Genomic DNA, 16,888 nt, shown 5'->3' with positions numbered 1-16,888 from the left:
GGCTAAAAGTTAAAAGTTCTAATAACAATTAACTTTTAACTACTAACTTATCTAGGTGTGCATTCCGCCATCTACGTGAAGTACCTGGCCGGTTATATAGGAACTGAGATCACTACCAAGAAAAACACAAGCATTTGCTATATCTTCCGGGCTGCCGCCACGTTTTAAAGGAATTGCCTGTCTCCAGCCATCCACTACTTTTTCGTCTAATTTTTCGGTCATTTCGGTTTCTATGAAACCGGGAGCGATCACGTTTGTTCTAATATTTCTAGAACCCAATTCCTGAGCCATAGATTTAGAAAAACCTATTATACCAGATTTAGAAGCCGCGTAATTTGCCTGGCCCGCGTTTCCGGTTACTCCAACTACAGAACTCATATTAATGATACTACCTTTGCGTTGCTTCAACATAGTGCGTTGTACCGCTTTGGTCATATTAAAAATAGACTTAAGGTTTACTTCAATAACCTTATCAAAATCTTCTTCGCTCATTCGCATCAACAAATTATCCTTGGTGATACCGGCGTTATTTATTAAAATATCTATACTTCCAAAATCTTCTGCCACATCTTTAATAAGCTGTTCTGCTTCCTTAAAACTGGCAGCGTTAGATTGGTAGGCTTTCGCTTTTACTCCAAGTTTGCTCAGTTCGTCGGCTAATGCGTTAGCTGATTCGGCCGAAGAATTATAGGTAAAAGCTACATTGGCACCGTGTTCAGCAAAGACTTTAGCTATTCCTTTTCCTATTCCGCGGCTACCACCGGTTATTATGGCATTCTTTCCTTCTAATAATTTCATTTTTTGGCTTATTTTTTAATATAAATCAAATATAATAATACTAAACTTAGGGTATAAAAAAACCTCCTGAAATCTCAGGAGGTTTTTATTTATCTATGACGCTTACATTTGTACTGTAGCAGGCACTTGTTTTTCATAATTAAATAAGAAATCAATATCCATTTCCTGAACTTCGCCCAGTTTCGACAGGGCATCAATATTTACTTCTTCTTTATCACCGATAACCAAAACATTATAATTCTGACCTTTAATATTTTCATTAAAGAATTTCTTTAAATCAGCCAGGCTCATATCCTGAATAGTTTCATACATCTCTTTGCGCATATCATTATCCAGGCCTCTTTTCTTTAAAGACTCGTAACTCCAGAAAATTGAAGTTTTGGTAATACGCTCGGCAGCAATCTTTTTAAGAGTGGCCTCCTTAGCTGCCTGAAATTGCTCTTCGGCTTCCGGCATGTTGGTCATTAACTCCATCATAGCATCTACGGCCTGTGGCATTTTATTAGCCTGGGTACCAATATAAGCCATCACATAATTTGGTTTATCAGCCTCTGAAGCCATTTGATAGCTCGAATAAGCCGAATAAGCCAGGGATTTAGACTCTCTAATTTCCTGGAAAACTATAGAAGAAAGTCCGCTACCAAAGTAAGTATTGAACAATGAAGTAGCAGCCATATTTTCTGCATCAAAATCTTCACCTTTTGCTAAGAACAACATTTCACTTTGCACCATATCGTAATCTACAAAGTAAACATTGCCCCCGGTTTCTTTTTCGGAATAAGTCTTAGCTTCTGGATATTCTTTTAAATCAGATTGAACTTTGTAATTTTCATCTAAAGTAGCAACCACGTTTTCTACATCTTTTCCGTAGTAAAAAATACGTTGCTTATAATTACGTAAATCTTTTAACTTCTGCACCAAATCTGCAGGATCTTTTTCCTGAAGTTCTGAGGCGGTATATACATTTCTTAAACGTGAATCTTCTCCATATTTACCGTAATTCATCAAGCCGTTAAAAAGAATATTTCCCTTTTGGGTTTTACCATCCTGGCGTTCCTTAAGTATTTGGTCTACGTATTTGGCGTAAGCTTCTTCGTTTACTGTTGCATTCTCCCAAAGATGATTTAAAAGCTTCATACCTTCTGGCAGGTTTTCTTTTAATCCGCTTAAACCAACATAAGTTCTATCGGTTCCAGAGTTTACAAAATAGTTAATCCCCAATTTATAGAATTCCTGCTTCACCTCTTCGGGAGAATATTTATCTGTTCCCAAATAATCAAGATATCCAGCTGCCAACGATAATTCCTTATCGTTATCCTGTCCCATATCGAAAATAAAATAGAGATTGAATAAATCGTTAGTTTCATTTAAAATATAAGAAACCGGAAGTCCACTTTCTGTTTCAGATTCTTTAATTGCTTTCTTGTAATCTACAAATTGCGGCTGTAGCTCTGGAGATTCGGTTTTATTGAATTCTGCTATAAAATCTGATTCTTTATCTCTGTTTAGCTGAATAGGGGTAATTCCTGGATTTTCAACTTTAGCAATATTTGGGTCTTCCCCTTTACGCTTGTAAACAGCAACATAATTATCTTTATAATGATTATTAGCAAAATCTACTAATTCCTGTTTTGAAATAGTAGCAAGCTCGTCAAGAAATTTTAAGTTTTCTTCCCATTCCTGAAAATGAATAAACGCATCTAAATGTGCATAAGCTACTGCCGATGCATTTTCGTATTGACGAATATTAGATAATTTAAGATCGTTTATAACCGCTTCAATAAGCCAGTCTTCAAAATCTCCACTTTTAATCTTTTCTACTTCTCCAATCAATAAATCTTTTACTTCCTCTAAGGACTGGCCTTCTTTTGGCGTTCCCGACAGCAAATGGAAACCATAATCGTTATCAAAATTTGCAATCGAATATGCACGTTGTACTTTTTGCTGCTGATTAAGGTTTAAATCTATTAAACCTGCCTGTGAATTTGCTAAAATATAATCTATTAAGACTACCTTTTTTTGATCTTCACTACCAGCACCATTTGTTCTATAAGCTAGATAAACAGATTCTGAAGTTGGTCCAAAAACCTCTTTCTTTATAGGTGCGGTAATTGGTTCGGCCTCCGAAAAAGAAGGGTGGTTTACTTCTTTTTGCTCATAACTTCCAAAAGCATCACTCACTTTTTGAATAGTCGTATCAAAATCCAGATCTCCAGATAGGATAACCGCCATATTATTTGGCACATAATATTTATTAAAATAGTCGTGAATTGCCTCCATAGAAGGATTCTTTAAATGATCTGACTCTCCTATGGTAGTTTGAGTTCCATAAGGATGATTTGGATAAAGGCCTTCTATAACTGCCTGGTACTGCTTGCGCCCATCACTATCCTGGCCCCGGTTAAATTCTTCGTAAACAGCCTCTAATTCAGTATGGAATAATCTCAAAACCAATTCACTAAAGCGTTCGCTTTCTACCGTTAGCCATCTATCAAGCTCATTAGAAGGTATTTTATTTACATATACGGTTTGTTCACTGGAAGTGAAAGCGTTTGTACCTTCAGAACCAAGAGAGCTAACCATTTTATCGTATTCGTTAGCAATAGATAGTTTAGAAGCTTCTTGAGAAACCGAATCTATTTTTCTGTAGATCTTTTTCTTTTTCTCTGCATCTGCAGTACTTTTGTGCTCTTCGTAAAGATTTGAAATTTCTTTTAAAAGTACCTGCTCCTTTTCCCAATCCTGGGTGCCAATTTCGCTGGTACCTTTAAATACCATATGCTCTAAATAATGAGCAAGACCGGTATTATCTGCAGGATCGTAAGTTGAACCAGCCCTAACCGCAATAAGGGTTTGTATTTTTGGTTCCTCCTCGTTTTTACTCAAATAAACCTTAAGGCCATTATCTAGCGTATAAAGGCGTAAACCTGTGGGATCGTTAGCGTAAGTTACATAATTAAAGCCCGCATCATCGGTGTGATTTTCGGAAGCTTTTTCTTCCTTTTTATCATTGTTACAAGCCGTAGCGAAAATGAATAAAAAGGCAAATAAAGGAAAATAGAATTTCTTCATACTAAATAAAAATTGGTTAAAAACAAAAAGTTCGCTAATGTTAGACATTAGCGAACTTAAAACGTTACATTTTTATTTAGATTTTCACATTTAGCCTTTCATAACCTCGGCTACCTTTTTCCCAATCTCTGCTGGAGAATCTACAACGTGAATTCCATTTTCTTTTAGAATAGCTTTTTTAGCCTGTGCGGTATCTTCGCTTCCACCAACAATTGCTCCCGCGTGACCCATTGTACGGCCTGCTGGTGCAGTTTCACCGGCTATAAAACCTACAACCGGCTTTTTATTTCCGTTTTCTTTAATCCATGTAGCGGCATCAGCCTCTAATTGACCTCCAATTTCACCGATCATAACGATACATTCGGTTTCATCATCGTTCATCAATAATTCTACGGCTTCTTTTGTGGTTGTTCCAATAATTGGATCTCCACCAATACCAATAGCGGTAGTAATTCCAAGACCTTGTTTTACAACCTGATCTGCAGCTTCGTAAGTTAAAGTACCAGATTTAGATACAATTCCTACTTTACCTTTTTTGAAAACAAAACCTGGCATAATACCAACTTTCGCTTCTCCAGGAGTAATTACCCCAGGACAGTTAGGACCTACCAAACGGCAATCTCTATCCTGAATATAATCGTAAGCTTTTACCATATCTGCAACTGGAATACCTTCAGTAATTGTAATAATTACTTTAATCCCAGCATCTGCAGCTTCCATAATTGCATCTGCAGCAAAAGCCGGTGGTACAAAGATTATAGAAACATCTGCTCCTGTTTTTTCAACAGCATCAGATACAGTATTAAAAACCGGCTTGTTAAGGTGTTTTTGACCTCCTTTACCCGGAGTTACACCTCCAACAACGTTGGTTCCGTATTCTATCATTTGTTCAGCGTGAAAAGTGCCTTCGCTACCGGTAAATCCCTGAACTATTATTTTTGAATTTTTATTGACTAAAACGCTCATAAATTTTTTGATTTTTGCGATTACAAAAGTAGGTTTTTAAAAATAAAACCTAAAGTTTTTTGAATGTTTATTAGGCTTTTAGTCTTAAAATTGAACTAAAGTTTTAGCCTAAAACTATATTATTTGAGAAAGCTAAATATTTAAGACCAAGGACTTTCGTCTACCTCTTCTCCAAGTTGTGAGATTTGGACACCCCTAAAAAGCTTATTGTCTTTTAATTCCCAGATAGCCATGAAATGGGCAAGTGGCATTTCTTCATCGGGATTTTCTATAGTTTTTACGTGGTAAGTAAACTGGATAGCGATTTGATGGTCTTCTTCTACGACCTTTTCAATCTCGGCTTTCAAAGACTCAAAGTTTTTTGCCATATCATCTCTAAGATTCAGTATCTCATTGAAATCAAGCTTTTTAAGTCCGGTGGTACCGTACCAGGTAAGATTTACATTGGGATGTAAGTAATTGTCTAATACTCCTTCTTCCCCCTTAAATAGCGAGGTATAAAAATTCTCAACAATCCCTTTACTTTTTATGCCCATAGTTTTTTATTTTAATTTTTCCAGCAATTTAGGTAATTGCCTTAAAAGTGCCAACTCTTTTAATTTAGCTCTGGATTCCATTGCAGGATTCCCTGTGTATATTTTATTAGCCTTGGTAGATTTAGTGATTCCAGCCTGGCCCATAAGAATTCCTCCTTTTTCTACGGTAATTCCGCTGCGCATCCCAACCTGGCCCCAAACAGTTACTTCATCTTCAATAGTTACAGCACCGGCAATTCCTACCTGGCTGGCAATAAGACATCTTCTACCAATAACGGTATCGTGACCAACCTGGATTAAATTATCCAGTTTAGTCCCTTCTTTTATGGTAGTATCTCCGGTTACGCCTTTATCTATAGTGCAATTAGCACCAATTTCAACATTGTCTTCTATAACAACACGGCCACCGGATCTTAGTTTGTCAAAACCTTCTGGCCTGGTTTTATAATAAAAAGCATCACCACCTAGAACACTTCCGGAATGAATAATGACGTTATTTCCTATAACCGCATTATCATATATACTTACATTGGAGTGAATTAGGCAATTACTACCAATTTTCACATTATTTCCAATAAAAGTATTTGGTTGAATATGCGTACCCTCTCCTATTTGAGCTGAATCTGAAATAGATTTATCCGATTTCTGAAAGGGTTTAAAATATTGGGTAAGCTTATTAAAGTCTGAAAAAGGATCTTCTGAAATCAGCAAAGCTTTACCCTCAGGACAATCTACTTTTTTATTGATCAAAATTACGGTAGCAGCAGAATTTAAAGCTTTATCGTAATATTTTGGATGATCTACAAAAACAATATCGCCCGGTGTTACCACGTGAATTTCATTCATCCCTTTTACGGGAAAATTGGCATCACCAATATATTGAGCATCTATAATAGTGGCTATTTGTTGCAGCGTATGTTCCTGTGGAAATTTCATATTGATGAATGTTAATATAGAAAAAATAAAAAATCCTTTAACGTCAAGCTAAACTTGTTTCAGACTTTATCCCGAATTTGCTTCGGGATTCTAACATAAAATTAATTTTTATTGTCCTAGATCCTGAAATATCCCGAAACTTCGGGACAGGATGACGATCTTGTGAATTTGCAATCCTTTATTTCTGAAAGAATTATTCTTTAATTCTTTCTTTATAAGTACCTTTTTCGGTTTCAACTTTTATTTTGTCGCCCTCATTAATAAATAATGGAACATTTACTTCTGCGCCGGTTTCAACGGTTGCCGGTTTTGTGGCGTTTGTAGCTGTATTACCTTTCACTCCCGGTTCGGTGTGTGTTACTTCCAGCACCACACTAGCAGGCATTTCTACGGAAAGAGGCGCGTTATCTTCGGTATTGATTATAACTGTTACCACTTCGCCTTCTTTTAATAGTTTTGGCTGATCTAAAGCTTGTTCTACAAGACGAATTTGGGTATAGTCTTCAACATTCATAAAATGATAAAATTCACCATCATTATATAAATATTGAAATTTATGAGTCTCTACACGAACATCTTCAATTTTATGCCCCGCTGAAAAAGTATTTTCTACAACTTTTCCGGTAGTTACACTTTTAAGCTTGGTACGCACAAAAGCAGGACCTTTTCCAGGTTTTACGTGCAAAAATTCGGTTATCTTATAAATATCGTGGTTGTAACGAATACACAATCCGTTTCTAATATCACTTGTACTTGCCATTTGAATCAGTTTTAATTTGAACTAAAGTATCCTTTCATGATACCTCGTTGCGAGTTTTTAATGAATTCTAATATTTCGTCCCTTTCTGCGGTTGCCTGCATTTCAGCTTCAATAATAGCAACAGCCTGGGTGTTATTATAGTTTTTCTGATACAGAATTCTATAAATATCCTGTATCTCACGAATTTTTTCGGTTGTAAATCCTCTTCGGCGTAAGCCAATAGAATTAATACCAACATAAGAAAGCGGTTCTCTTCCTGCTTTTACAAAGGGTGGCACATCTTTTCTAACCAACGAGCCGCCAGTAACAAAGGCATGTCTACCAATACTACAAAACTGCTGAATTGCCGCCATTCCTGCAAGAATCACGTAATCTCCAACATTTATATGACCGGCTAGAGTACTATTGTTAGAAAAGATACAATTATCTCCTACAATACAATCATGTGCTATATGGCAATAAGCCATAATCCAGCAATTTTTCCCGATCACGGTTTTCATTCGGTCTGTGGTTCCCCTATTAATGGTTACACATTCTCGAATAGTAGTATTATCTCCAATTACCGTAATAGTATCTTCGTCGTCAAATTTTTTATCCTGCGGAATAGCAGAAATAACGGCTCCCGGAAAAATACTGCAATTCTTTCCAATTCGGGCACCTTCCATTATAGTTACGTTAGATCCTATCCAGGTTCCCTCGCCTATTACCACGTTATTATGAATTGTGGTGAAAGGTTCTATTACTACATTCTTAGCAATTTTGGCTCCGGGATGGACGTAAGCTAAAGGCTGGTTCATATAATTTATTTTGATTTTACAATTTGCGCCATAAGTACAGCCTCGGTAGCTAATTTTCCATTCACATAGGCATAACCTTGCATTTGGCAAATACCGCGGCGAATAGGCGCAAGTAATTCTAATTTGAATATTAAAGTGTCTCCAGGTACTACCTGTTGTTTAAATCTTACATTATCTATTTTCATAAAATAGGTAAGATAATTTTCTGGATCTGGAACAGATTTCAGTGCAAGAATACCTCCGGTTTGAGCCATTGCTTCTACTTGAAGTACACCAGGCATTACCGGTTTTCCCGGGAAATGTCCCACAAAGAAAGGCTCATTCATAGTGACATTTTTCATTCCAATCACACAACTATCGGTGCAGCTGTAAATCTTGTCTACTAAAAGAAATGGAGAACGATGGGGTAAAATATCCATAATATCGTTCACATCCATCATAGGTTTCTGGTCCAGATCTATTTTTGGAACATTATTCCTTTTTTCGGCTTTAATAATTTTAGCCATTTTTTTCGCAAACTCGGTGTTTACATAATGTCCCGGTTTATTTGCAATTACTTTTCCTCGAATACGGGTTCCTATAAGTGCAAGATCTCCTAGAACATCTAAAAGTTTATGTCTTGCCGCTTCATTTGGATAATGCAAGGTTAAATTGTCCAGAATTCCATTTTGCTTAACAGCAATATTGTCTCGTTGAAAAGCCTTTCGAAGTTTCTTCAAAGTATCTTCGTTTATCTCTTTATCTACGTAAACAATGGCGTTATTTAGATCGCCACCTTTTATTAAGCCATGATCAAGAAGCGCTTCCAGCTCATGCAAAAAACTAAATGTTCTCGCATTGGCAATTTCATCCTTAAATTCTGATAAGTGGGAAATAGAAGCATTTTGTGTCCCTAAAACCTGGGTACCAAAATCTACCATAGCGGTTACCTGGTACTCATCGGCTGGCATTACTATAATTTCGCTACCACTGTCTTCATCGTGGTAAGAAATTACCTGATCTACAACAAATTCTTCTCTTTCGGCTTCCTGAGCCACTACTCCAGCTTTCTCCAATGCTTCTACAAAGAATTTTGAAGAACCATCCATAATTGGTGGTTCAGAGGCATCGAGTTCAATTACAATATTATCTATATCCAACCCAACACAAGCTGCAAGAACATGTTCTGAAGTTTGAATTTTTACCCCATTTTTTTCCAGGTTAGTTCCTCTTTGGGTATTTACCACATAACTTATATCTGCTTCAATCTGCGGTGCTCCCTCAAGATCCATTCTTTTAAAAACATAACCGGTATTTTCTAGAGCAGGTTTAAAAGTCATTTTTACTTTTTGACCAGTATGCAGCCCAACGCCTTCAAGAGAAATCTCTCTATCTATGGTATGTTGTTTCGCCTGTTTATATGCCATTCTTAATCTTTTTTTCTAATTGGTTAAGTGTATCTATGGTTTTAGGTAAGTTTTTAAAATGAACATAAGATTTATTAAAATCTCCATAACCGAATGCGGGAGAACCCTGCAGCATTTCATCATCTTTTACATTTCTGCCAATACCAGACTGGGCTTGAATTTTAACCCTGTCTCCTATTTGCAAGTGTCCTGCAATACCAGCCTGGCCACCAATTAAACAATTTTTACCAATTTTGGTAGAACCTGCTACTCCAGTTTGGGCGGCAATGGCGGTGTTTGATCCTATTTCAACATTATGGGCAATCTGGATCTGGTTATCCAGCTTTACTCCTTCTCTTATTATCGTAGAACCTAAGGTAGCGCGATCTATGGTAGTACCGGCCCCAATATCTACATTATCCTCAATAATAACGTTCCCTATTTGCGGAACTTTAGAATATTTACCGGTTTCATCCGGGCTAAAACCAAACCCATCGGCCCCCACAATTGCGCCACTATGTAAAACGCAATTATTCCCGATAATTGTTTCTGAATAGACTTTTACCCCGGGAAAAATGATAACATCGTTCGCGATCTTTACATTATCTCCAATGTATACGTTGGGATAAATTTTCACATTATCTCCAATTTTTACATTGTCCCCAATATAAGCGAAAGCACCTAGATAAAGATTTTCCCCGAATTCTGCTGAATCTGAAACAAAACTGGGCTGTTCAATTCCCTGCTTATTTAACTTTATTTGATTGTAATATTCAAGAAGCCTGGAAAATGCTTTGTATGCATCTTTTACCTTAATAAGAGTTGTGGTTATAGGTTCTTCGGCTTTAAAATCACTATTAACTATAGCGATAGAAGCCTGAGTGGAATATAAATAAGAAGTATACTTAGGATTGCTTAGAAAGGTTAGAGAACCTTCCCCTCCTTCTTCGATTTTAGCTAATTCAGATACTTCGACCTCAGGATTACCTTCAATCTCTCCGTCGAGAATCTCTGCTATTTGTGCTGCTGTAAATTTCATTCTGGCAAAAGTAAAAAAAAAGCGTTAATGTTTGGCCTTCGGGTAGCACATATAATACTTAACCACGGTTTTTGAAAGCGCTTTTAAATTCAATTGGTCTGATGCTTTGGCTACATCACTAATCTTCCCGTTCTTATGCAGTATGTTGATATTATTGTTTTCACTTTTATAAGCAGTGTTGGTTACTTCCCCGCTAAACACAAAGTAATCTGCTTCTTCTGCTGAAATATTTTGTTTTTCCTGAAGCGCTTTTCGGCGTTTTTCGAGTTTTTCGGCAGATGGTTTTTTCTTTTTGATCTTTACCTTTAAAAGATCCCGGTTAATGATCATTTTACACAAATTACTCAACACAAAATCTTCATGATCCTGCCACTCTTTCATTGCCGAGACAATATCATAATCATCTAGCCGGGCAAAAACCGATAGAGTTTCCGAAGTAAAATTCTCCGCACCTATTTTATTATACAGAAAATACGAAAGCGATTTGCTAGCATTCAATTTTTCACCTTTTTCAATAAGTTCTTTGGCGCGTTTTAAAACTCTAATTAAAAGTTGTTCTGCTACCAAACTGGTTTTATGCAAATACACCTGCCAGTACATCAACCTTCTGGCGACTAAGAATTTTTCTACCGAATAAATTCCTTTTTCCTCAATCACCAAATCATCATTAACCACATTTAGCATCGTGATAAGGCGTTCACTATTAATGTTTCCTTCAGCGGCACCGGTATAAAAACTATCTCGCTTTAAATAATCAAGCCGATCCATATCAAGCTGGCTCGAGATTAACTGGTTTAGAAATCTGCGATCATAAGTTCCGCGGAAAATCTGAAGTGCCAGCGTTAAACTTTGGTTAAAGTCGCGATTCATTTCCTCCATAAATAGCAATGAAATACTTTCGTGATCAACGCCTTCTACAATGCTGTGTTCCATAGCATGGGAGAACGGGCCGTGCCCAATATCGTGGAGCAAAATTGCAATTTGTAGCGCTTCTTCTTCGGCCTCTGAAATCATAACCCCTTTATGCCGAAGTATCTGCACTGCTTTTTGCATTAAATGTACACAACCTATGGCGTGATGAAAACGGGTATGATGGGCGCCGGGATAGACCAAATAAGACATTCCCATTTGTGAAATTCTGCGTAAGCGCTGAAAGTAAGGATGCTCAATAATACTGAAGATTCGCTCACTCGGGATGGTAATAAATCCGTAAATTGGATCGTTTAGTATTTTAAGTTTATTAGTTGAAGTCAAGCTTTGTAACGTATTAATTTAGAACAAAGATACATATATAGACTTTGGAAGCTAAAAAACAGTAATTAAGTTATAAAAAACAGGGTTTTTCTAATAACTTAAGAAGAAATCAATAATTAAAAACCGACTATTTAAAGGCCGAAAAATCATAAAGCAGCAATCTCGATTATCGAGTAAAAAATATAAGATATGAATAAGATAAAAATACTTTGGGTAGATGATGAAATAGATTTACTGAAACCGCATATTTTGTTTCTGGAATCTAAGGATTACGAAGTGGTTACCAGCCAAAGTGGGACTGAAGCATTAGAACAAATTGAAGAAGAAAGTTTTGATATAGTATTTCTTGACGAAAATATGCCGGGACTTACCGGTCTGGAAACCCTTGCTGAAATTAAAGAGAAAAGAGAGAATCTTCCTGTTGTAATGATTACCAAAAGTGAGGAAGAGTATATTATGGAAGAGGCTATTGGTTCTAAAATAGCCGATTACCTTATTAAACCGGTGAACCCAAACCAGATTCTTCTCAGTATTAAAAAGAACCTGGATCACTCCCGACTTATTTCTGAAAAAACAACTTCTAACTACCAGCAGGAATTCAGGAAGATCGCGATGGATTTAAGCCAGGTAAATACTTTTGAAGAATGGGCCGAACTTTATCAAAAATTAATTTACTGGGAACTTCAACTCGAAGGTCTGGAAGACAGTGGAATGTTTGAAATTCTGGAATCTCAGAAAAATGAAGCCAATACCCAGTTTTGTAAATTTATAGACAAAAATTATCCTTCCTGGTTTGAAAAAGATGCTGATGCGCCAATTATGTCGCACACTATCTTTAAGGAAAAAGTAATTCCTGAAATCACTAAAGATCAGCCTACTTTACTTGTAGTGGTAGACAACTTAAGATACGACCAGTGGAAAGCCTTAGAACCGGTGATTTCAAATTATTATAAAAAAGAAAAGGAAGAACCTTATTACAGCATTTTACCCACAGCAACACAATATGCTCGTAATGCGATGTTTTCGGGTTTAATGCCTTCTGATATGGAAAAAAGATTTCCGCAGTATTGGAAAAACGATACCGATGAAGGTGGAAAAAATAACCACGAGGCAGAGTTCTTAAATGAACAACTAAAAAGACTGGGAAAAACTTACAAACACGAATATCATAAAATCACGAGTTTAAAAGCCGGAAAGAAACTTGCTGAAAACTTTAAAACGCAAAAAGATAACGACCTTACCGTTGTGGTTTATAATTTTGTGGATATGCTCTCCCACTCCAAGACAGAAATGGAAGTTATAAAAGAGTTGGCGTCTAATGATAAGTCGTATAGATCTTTAACACATAGTTGGTTCAAAAATTCCCCATTACTGGATATTATTCAACAGGCAAGACAACTTGGGTTCAAATTAATAATCACCACAGACCACGGCACTATAAATGCCAAAAACCCATCTAAAGTTATTGGGGATAAAAACACCAGTTTAAACTTAAGGTATAAAACAGGTAAAAGTCTTACTTATGAAGAAAAAGATGTCCTGGCCGCTCCAGATCCTAAGAGTATCCATTTACCAAGCATAAACATGAGCAGCTCTTTTATATTTGCCAAAGGTGACCTTTTCTTCGCCTACCCAAATAATTACAATCATTATGTAAGTTATTACAGAAACACCTATCAACACGGCGGAGTTTCTTTAGAAGAGATGATTATTCCATTTGTAGTTATGAATCCAAAATAGGGGATTAATCCCTGATTTCTAGCAAAATATAGGGAGTATTAATTTATTCCCTATCTTTGTTATGCCAAAAATCTATTTTATTAATGTCTATCACCTACAATTTAGCCCAAATTGATGAGGCTGTTGATTATATATTAAAACATACAAAAAGTAAGGTCTTACTTTTTTATGGTGAAATGGGTGCAGGTAAAACCACCCTAATAAAATCTCTGGTAAAAGCTTTAAAAAGCGAAGATAAAGTTGCCAGTCCTACTTTTTCGTTAGTTAACGAATATCACACCCCCCACGAAAATATTTATCACTTTGATTTCTATAGGCTCGAAGACGAAAATGAAGCTTTAGATATAGGTATTGAAGAATATTTAAACTCCAATAATTGGATTTTTATTGAATGGCCGCAAAATATTAGTAGTTTTCTTGAACATGAATTCCAAAAAGTGAATATTTCTGTAAAAGACGAAAAAAGAAGACTGTTAAAGTTATGTTAATTAAATCTAAATATTATCTTAAAGCAACAGAAAAAGTGGTGTTAGCAACAAACTGCGATTACATTATAGTTGAAAATTGAAATTAGGGCAAAAATAAAATTATTGCCCATTATAGATATTTATTTTTTATTAGTATAAAATATTTTTTCTTGAAATATCCTGATTTTTTTGCTTAAAAAAAGGCGCAAAAGTACGATTAATGTATTAATTTTTAGTGTTTTATAATTTCCTAGGTTTGCTTCAGTAAACAAAACGAAATAACAATATAAAACCTCAATATTATGAAACTTAAAGCAATACTTTTTACAGCAGCAATTTTTGGAGCAAGTTTTTTTGTAACTTCATCTTCAGATAACGATAACAATAATAATGAGCCAATCAAAGAACAAGCAGTGGATAGGAGAACGATCAAAGTTCCTACTCACGGGTAGTATTATAGGTCTTATAATAGCCTTTTCACCTTATTTATTCTATTTATATGAAATTTTCCCAAGCAGTCCCGTTTGGGAAAATTCTTTTTTTACATATGAAAGTAAATATTATGAGAACGTCCTGACGGCAGCCTGGACCTATCTAGGCAAAATTGTGCCGCTTTTATTACTTTCTATTTGGTTTTTCACCTGTAAACATTGGTGGTATCATGTAATTTTGGTTCCAGTAATAATGTATGGTTTTCAACTTGTAACAGCTTTTTACGAAGATGCTTATACTGATTCAAATATTATGATGGACACCAATCAACTTATCTATCTTGCTCCCTTTTTTATTGTTATTCTCTCAATTGTATATCTAATTCGTGTGAAAATCTTTGATCGAATTTACGGTATTGATCTTAGTGAGATCGATGAAACCGATGTCTCTGTCTTTTCTCCTATTTCCGAAACCGATCGTCGTGAAGTAAAATCTTTTCAGGAAGAAGAACAATATTGGGAACCTGCACAGGAAGATTACTATACGCAACTTTAATTAATGCTATTTTTAAAAATAGTCGTAATTTCCATATTTTAAAGTTTTAGCAGTTAACTATGGGCAAACAGGTCTCGCCTTTTACCAAAGAACAATTAATTCCGCAGGAAGAAACCCTGGAAATCTATAAAAACAAGGGACAGTTATTTATTGGAGTTCCCAAAGAAACCTCTTACCAGGAAAAACGCATATGTTTAAGTCCCGATGCAGTTGCAGCGATAACCGCTCACGGCCATAGGGTAATGATAGAATCTGGAGCCGGAAAATGGGCAAGATTTAGCGATAAGGATTATTCCAACGCTGGAGCCGAAATTACAAAAGACACCAAAAAAGTCTTCTCCTGCCCTACCATTCTTAAGATTGAACCACCTTCTATTGAAGAATTAGACCTAATCAATCCGCAAACAATTTTAATTTCTGCGCTTCAGCTTAAAACGCAATGCAAAGAATATTTTCAGAAATTAGCTACAAAAAGAATTACTGCGCTTGGCTTTGAATTTATTAGGGATGATGATGGGAGTTATCCCATTGTACGTGCGCTAAGCGAGATTGCTGGTACCGCTTCCGTTTTAATTGCTTCAGAAATTATGAGCAACAATGTAAACGGTAACGGCTTAATGTTTGGGAATATTAGTGGTGTTCCGCCCGTAGAAGTTGTTATTCTCGGCGCTGGAACCGTTGGTGAGTTTGCTGCCAGGTCTGCCTTAGGACTCGGTGCAAGCATTAAGGTTTTTGACAGCTCACTTACCCGACTCAGAAATATTCAGACCAATCTAAATCAAACCTTTTATACTTCTACAATTCAGCCTAAAAACCTCACTAAAGCTATAAAACGCTGTGATGTTTTAATAGGTGCTGTTCGCGGTAAAAACCGTTCACCAGTGCTTATTACCGATGATATGGTGAGCAGTATGAAACGTGGCGCCGTAATTATAGATGTGAGCATAGATATGGGTGGCTGTATAGAAACCAGCGAGATCACTACACACGATAAACCTATTTTCACCAAACACAATGTGTTACACTATTGTGTGCCAAATATTCCTTCGCGCTATGCGAGAACCTCTTCACTTTCAATAAGTAACATTTTCACACCTTATCTTTTACATATCGCTGAAGAAGGTGGCCTGGAAAACACACTGCGTTTTGATAAAGGTTTACGAAATGGTTTGTACTTTTACCACGGAATTTTAACCAATAAATCTATAGCCGACTGGTTCGATCTTTCTTATAGGGACATCAATCTACTTATTTTTTAAGATTATTAACCACCAGTGCTTCTTCAAAATATTTTAAATGAAATTAATTCATAGAATTGGATATTTCTCCGTTGGACTATTCTTCGGAATAATGCTTTTAATGTTTTTTTTAGGCGGAAAGAAAACGTCCTGCGATTATTCTCCCGAAGCCCGGGTTTTAAAGAATATAAAAATAAAAGAGCGCAAGTTTTCTGCGGAAGCTTTTAGCTTTTTTGAGAATAATAAATTAGACACAGCATTAGTTTCTCAAAGCCTGGAACATGGTGATGTAGATTTTAGCCGAAGCAATACCGATGCAGAGCCTTGTAATATTTACCTGGTTACAAACGAAGTAAATTCAGCAATCCTTGAACTTCAAATAGAAAATTGCGATAGCACAGCGACTATTCAGAAAGCAATTTTAAAAGATTAAAATCAAGTACCTCGGGGCAAGCTCACGAAGTATGAATTGGATAAAAAATTTTGAACTTTCGAGGCAAACCGCGAGGAATTAAACCCTCTGAAGGGATTAAAAAGAGTTTGCCTAAAGGTTACCTCTTAATAGACAAACTCTTCTTTTATGAGGGTGTAAAATAAACTCTGTCTGAATAGAATTATTTATTAATTTCAATCAGACAGAATTATGACAACAAAAGAACAACAGGAATTCGAGAAAAAGGTGCTTGACCAGTTTATGTCAGGCAAAAGCCTTTTTGGTGCAGACGGAGCCTTTGCACCGATGCTAAAGAACGTAATTGAGAAAGCCCTTCAGGCAGAAATGGACTCCCATCTGGATAGTGATGAGCGTGCCAAGGGGAATAAGCGTAATGGCAAAGGAAAGAAAAAGCTTAAAAGTGGCTTTGGTTCCTTTGATATTGAGACCCCTGAAGATCGTCAAAGCAGTTTTGAACCG

At 36.2% G+C, this 16,888-nt stretch carries 17 protein-coding genes; 7 read left to right on the top strand and 10 right to left on the bottom strand.

The window, feature by feature from the left end; all coding sequences use genetic code 11:
- Window positions 1-51 precede the first annotated feature (51 nt).
- The 10 genes from fabG to B5440_RS05575 all read right to left on the bottom strand — a co-directional run bounded on the left by fabG (window position 52) and on the right by B5440_RS05575 (window position 11,543).
- Entirely contained in the window at window positions 52-798 is a 747-nt protein-coding gene (fabG, locus tag B5440_RS05620; protein WP_070055322.1) for a 3-oxoacyl-[acyl-carrier-protein] reductase, read from the bottom strand.
- A gap of 102 nt (window positions 799-900) precedes the next feature.
- Window positions 901-3,870 (bottom strand): M16 family metallopeptidase, encoded by a 2,970-nt coding sequence (locus B5440_RS05615; protein ID WP_070055342.1) that lies wholly within the window; start codon window positions 3,868-3,870, stop codon window positions 901-903.
- 90 nt (window positions 3,871-3,960) lie between these two features.
- Complete coding sequence (gene sucD / locus B5440_RS05610; protein ID WP_057481827.1) at window positions 3,961-4,836, bottom strand: succinate--CoA ligase subunit alpha; 876 nt, start codon at window positions 4,834-4,836, stop codon at window positions 3,961-3,963.
- Window positions 4,837-4,976: 140 nt separating this feature from the next.
- Entirely contained in the window at window positions 4,977-5,372 is a 396-nt protein-coding gene (locus B5440_RS05605; protein ID WP_070055323.1) for a nuclear transport factor 2 family protein, read from the bottom strand.
- A gap of 6 nt (window positions 5,373-5,378) precedes the next feature.
- A complete protein-coding gene (locus tag B5440_RS05600; RefSeq protein WP_070055324.1) occupies window positions 5,379-6,308 on the bottom strand; it encodes a UDP-3-O-(3-hydroxymyristoyl)glucosamine N-acyltransferase in 930 nt (309 codons plus the stop codon).
- 193 nt (window positions 6,309-6,501) lie between these two features.
- Window positions 6,502-7,068, bottom strand: coding sequence for an elongation factor P (gene efp, locus B5440_RS05595; RefSeq protein WP_070055325.1), 567 nt, complete (start codon window positions 7,066-7,068; stop codon window positions 6,502-6,504).
- 11 nt (window positions 7,069-7,079) lie between these two features.
- Window positions 7,080-7,865: an acyl-ACP--UDP-N-acetylglucosamine O-acyltransferase gene (gene lpxA, locus B5440_RS05590; RefSeq protein WP_057481823.1), complete on the bottom strand. Its 786-nt coding sequence runs from the start codon at window positions 7,863-7,865 to the stop codon at window positions 7,080-7,082.
- A 5-nt stretch (window positions 7,866-7,870) separates the two neighbouring features.
- Window positions 7,871-9,271 carry a bifunctional UDP-3-O-[3-hydroxymyristoyl] N-acetylglucosamine deacetylase/3-hydroxyacyl-ACP dehydratase gene (locus B5440_RS05585; RefSeq protein ID WP_070055326.1) on the bottom strand — a complete coding sequence of 467 codons (1,401 nt, stop codon included), beginning with the start codon at window positions 9,269-9,271 and terminating at the stop codon, window positions 7,871-7,873.
- A complete protein-coding gene (gene lpxD, locus B5440_RS05580; RefSeq protein WP_070055327.1) occupies window positions 9,261-10,289 on the bottom strand; it encodes a UDP-3-O-(3-hydroxymyristoyl)glucosamine N-acyltransferase in 1,029 nt (342 codons plus the stop codon). Before lpxD ends, B5440_RS05585 begins: the two co-directional genes overlap by 11 nt.
- Window positions 10,290-10,313: 24 nt before the next feature.
- Window positions 10,314-11,543 (bottom strand): HD domain-containing protein, encoded by a 1,230-nt coding sequence (locus tag B5440_RS05575; RefSeq protein WP_070055328.1) that lies wholly within the window; start codon window positions 11,541-11,543, stop codon window positions 10,314-10,316.
- Window positions 11,544-11,732: 189 nt separating this feature from the next.
- On the opposite strand from B5440_RS05575, the gene porX reads away from it, so the two are divergent.
- The 7 genes from porX to B5440_RS05545 form a co-directional block, all read left to right on the top strand.
- Window positions 11,733-13,283, top strand: a complete 1,551-nt coding sequence (gene porX / locus B5440_RS05570) for a T9SS response regulator signal transducer PorX (RefSeq protein ID WP_070055329.1) — start codon at window positions 11,733-11,735, stop codon at window positions 13,281-13,283.
- An 83-nt stretch (window positions 13,284-13,366) separates the two neighbouring features.
- Window positions 13,367-13,771: a tRNA (adenosine(37)-N6)-threonylcarbamoyltransferase complex ATPase subunit type 1 TsaE gene (gene tsaE, locus B5440_RS05565; protein ID WP_070055330.1), complete on the top strand. Its 405-nt coding sequence runs from the start codon at window positions 13,367-13,369 to the stop codon at window positions 13,769-13,771.
- 281 nt (window positions 13,772-14,052) lie between these two features.
- The gene (locus B5440_RS15600) at window positions 14,053-14,202 is read left to right on the top strand and encodes a hypothetical protein (protein ID WP_176728222.1); all 150 of its coding nucleotides are present in this window, start codon (window positions 14,053-14,055) and stop codon (window positions 14,200-14,202) included.
- Between the two features lie 154 nt (window positions 14,203-14,356).
- Complete coding sequence (locus tag B5440_RS15700; RefSeq protein WP_233425379.1) at window positions 14,357-14,737, top strand: hypothetical protein; 381 nt, start codon at window positions 14,357-14,359, stop codon at window positions 14,735-14,737.
- A 59-nt stretch (window positions 14,738-14,796) separates the two neighbouring features.
- On the top strand, window positions 14,797-15,996 hold the full coding sequence (locus B5440_RS05555) for an alanine dehydrogenase (protein WP_070055332.1): 1,200 nt from the start codon (window positions 14,797-14,799) through the stop codon (window positions 15,994-15,996).
- A 37-nt stretch (window positions 15,997-16,033) separates the two neighbouring features.
- Window positions 16,034-16,408 carry a DUF4258 domain-containing protein gene (locus B5440_RS05550; RefSeq protein ID WP_070055333.1) on the top strand — a complete coding sequence of 125 codons (375 nt, stop codon included), beginning with the start codon at window positions 16,034-16,036 and terminating at the stop codon, window positions 16,406-16,408.
- 210 nt (window positions 16,409-16,618) lie between these two features.
- Window positions 16,619-16,888, top strand: a 270-nt coding sequence (locus B5440_RS05545) for a transposase (protein ID WP_079711075.1), incomplete at its 3' end; no start/stop codon positions are given.

Source organism: Salegentibacter salarius (assembly GCF_900168265.1).
In the GTDB taxonomy this organism is placed as follows: Bacteria; Bacteroidota; Bacteroidia; order Flavobacteriales; family Flavobacteriaceae; genus Salegentibacter; species Salegentibacter salarius.
The sequence above is the reverse complement of the archived record's forward strand: the minus strand, read 5'-3'. Positions and strand labels throughout refer to the sequence as shown.